At 46.6% G+C, this 2,929-nt stretch carries 5 protein-coding genes; all 5 read right to left on the bottom strand.

Annotation, left to right across the window (positions count from 1 at the left end):
- On the bottom strand, nt 1–649 hold a 649-nt coding region (gene dnaX / locus ACQY6Q_RS11625), incomplete at its 3' end, for a DNA polymerase III subunit gamma/tau (RefSeq protein ID WP_427981609.1).
- Between the two features lie 129 nt (nt 650–778).
- Entirely contained in the window at nt 779–1,330 is a 552-nt protein-coding gene (gene apt, locus ACQY6Q_RS11620) for an adenine phosphoribosyltransferase (protein ID WP_427981607.1), read from the bottom strand.
- A 181-nt stretch (nt 1,331–1,511) separates the two neighbouring features.
- Entirely contained in the window at nt 1,512–1,880 is a 369-nt protein-coding gene (locus ACQY6Q_RS11615; RefSeq protein WP_011626436.1) for a YbaN family protein, read from the bottom strand.
- Between the two features lie 119 nt (nt 1,881–1,999).
- Nucleotides 2,000–2,122, bottom strand: a complete 123-nt coding sequence (locus tag ACQY6Q_RS11610; protein ID WP_011623018.1) for a hypothetical protein — start codon at nt 2,120–2,122, stop codon at nt 2,000–2,002.
- A 156-nt stretch (nt 2,123–2,278) separates the two neighbouring features.
- On the bottom strand, nt 2,279–2,929 hold a 651-nt coding region (locus ACQY6Q_RS11605; RefSeq protein ID WP_427981604.1), incomplete at its 5' end, for a DNA-binding domain-containing protein.

Here is a 2,929-nt window from a genome sequence, read left to right as displayed (position 1 = left end):
CATCACGCATACTGCCATTGGCCGCTTTGGCGAGCAGGGTTAAGGCTTCGTGCTCAAAGGGCAATTGCTCTTGGGTTAAGATATGCTGTAGCTGAGTGCCAATTTCCTGCTGGGTTAAGCTTTTTAAGTTAAATTGCAGGCAGCGAGATAACACAGTCACCGGCAGCTTTTGCGGATCGGTTGTCGCTAGTAAAAATTTCACATGCTCTGGCGGTTCTTCGAGGGTTTTTAGCAGCGCATTAAAACTGCTGCGGGAGAGCATGTGTACTTCGTCAATCAGGTAGACCTTAAAACGGCCACGGGTCGGACGATATTGCACATTATCTAAGAGTTCACGGGTGTCATCGACTTTCGTGCGCGAGGCGGCATCGACTTCGATTAAGTCAACAAAGCGGCCTTGGGCAATTTCGGCACAGCTGCCACACACTCCACAGGGGGAAGCCGTTACGCCCTTTTCACAGTTGAGGCCTTTGGCGAACAGGCGCGCCAAACTGGTCTTGCCCACACCGCGTGTACCCGTAAAAAGATAAGCATGGTGTAAACGTTGTTGCGTTAACGCATTCGTGAGCGCGTGCAACACGTGGCTTTGGCCGACCATCTGTTCGAATGTGGCAGGGCGCCATTTTCTGGCTAACACCTGATATGACATGGAACTCCCCAATGTGCATGACAAGAATGTTGGTACAAAAAAGGGGATCGCGCCCCGAGATAGTTGCAAGATAACATGTCAATTAACGACATGCCATTAAACTATCCCTAGGCGCCTTTGGCTGAAGAATTATTCGCCTTCAAACTCACAAAGTTTAACCAACTCAAGACCTAAGGCAGTTAAACGGGCTTCGCCACCGAGATCGGGTAATGAAATCACAAAGGCCGCATCTTGCACTTCACCACCCGGTTGGCGGATAAGTTTGACAGTGGCTTCGATAGTGCCGCCAGTGGCCAGCAAATCGTCAACCACTAATACTTTGTCATTCGCGGTGATCGCATCGGTATGGATTTCAAGGCTATCGTGGCCATATTCCAGCTCATAGCTTTGGCTAATGGTCGCGCGTGGCAACTTACCGGGCTTACGTACAGGCACAAAACCAATGCCTAATTCCAGTGCTAAAGGCGCACCAAACAAGAAACCACGGGCTTCGGTGCCCACAATCTTGGTAAAGCCTTTATTGCGATATTGCTCAACTAATAAATCGATAGTCGCTTTATAGGCCGCGGCATTTTCCAGCAGACTGGTCACATCGCGAAATAGAATCCCTTCCTTAGGATAATTAGGAATCGTTTTAATGCTTTGCTTTATCAAGGATAAGGTTTCTGTATTCATAGCCATTTAATTTAACTTAATCGTTTCGCCACGCGTAACTGCTGGCGGTAAAAACAAAACGTCCACAGCGAGTGTGGACGAGCTTTAATAATTCGCACAAAGCTTATGCCGCTTTGGTTTGAGTTGCAATAAGCAGTGTATTCAAGTGACGAATTGGTTACCAATTTGTGCCTTAGATCAAATGTGCTTAGGATTCGATTTCAGGAATGGTTTTAAGATACCAAAGTAATCCGCAAGCCATGGTGAGCAGCAGCAACTTCACCCATACAATCGGGACAACTAGAATGCTAACGCTAAAACTGAGTCCCGTGAGCAACATCGCTCGGCGTTTAAGCCCGGGACGCATCGCCCTGTGTTGTTGCCATTGGGTCAGCGCATCGGCAAACCACGGGTGGGTCATCAACCACTGGTGTAACCGCTCGCTTGAGCGGGCAAAACAAAAAGCCGCCAACAGGATAAACGGCACTGTCGGTAGTAGAGGCAATACAATACCCAGCAGTCCAAGGCCTAACGCCAGGCAACCTATCAATAAAAACAAACCGCGTTTCAATATCATAGTTTGTAAATGACCATATAGTTTGTGGATAAGTAAAGTATGTCGCTGCCTCAAACCTAAAAAACAAAAGCCACTCTAAGAGTGGCCAGTAGTATACTCAATTTGAGATTAAAACCTGCTTAAATTAAGCCTAATTGCTTTAACCAAGTCAGGCTTGCTGGTAGCGTCGGCAACAGTAAGACTAAAATAAAACCAATAAAATACATAAAGTTAAATGGGTCTTTAAATGGCTGACTGCTCATTACAGCTCCTCAAATGTGTGCAAAGATAAGTGCGCAGGAATCGTACAGTGATTAAGATCACAAAACGGGCGCCATTGTAGCGGTTTGTCAAATCAACAAAAACCCTTTTTCTGTAAGGTTATTGCATTTATTTTGCTGATTTTAGCAACATACCGCTTAAATCCCGCGCACGATCCCTTTAACGGCAAGTTGTTCGAGCAACTGAATACAACCTTGGGTTAAGAGCTCCGGTTGCATTTGCGGATAAATGCCTTGCAGCCAGTTCAGTATGTCATCGAGGCGACTCTGCTTTTGTTCTGCCAAATATCCCAGCACTTGCGCACTTAGCGGCGTTAATTGTAAGAAGCCCACCTCGCCCGCCTCATCCTGATAGAGGCAAAAAAACACTGGCTGCGGCAATGGCTCTTCTGGACGATAATCTTGGCGGATCTGCTGCACCGGATACTGGTACTGGGCCACACTGGCCGTTGTTGCTAAACATAGATGACGTTGCAGAATATCCTCTTTGGATAGCAATACTTGCTCACTCGTTTGCTGCGCCGTTGCCACTCGCAGCTCGAGCCATTCATAGTGCGCCAGCTCCAACATAAAAGGCGGCTCACTTTCTGCTGGCGAATATTCAAATTGCAGAAACTGTAAAAACTCCCAAGCAATATCAATAAAAATTGGAGACTTACAATCGTGTTGGCTGAAAAAAGCCTGCACTAAGGCTTGCCACTGTGCATCGCTATAAAGACTTTTAAGAACGGGAAAAGCATTAGAGACAAAGCCCATCACATTATTAAAAAACAGCTCTCGGTAAACCTG

Source organism: Agarivorans sp., from assembly GCF_050295395.1.
Classification (GTDB): Bacteria; Pseudomonadota; Gammaproteobacteria; order Enterobacterales; family Celerinatantimonadaceae; genus Agarivorans.
The sequence above is the reverse complement of the archived record's forward strand: the minus strand, read 5'-3'. Positions and strand labels throughout refer to the sequence as shown.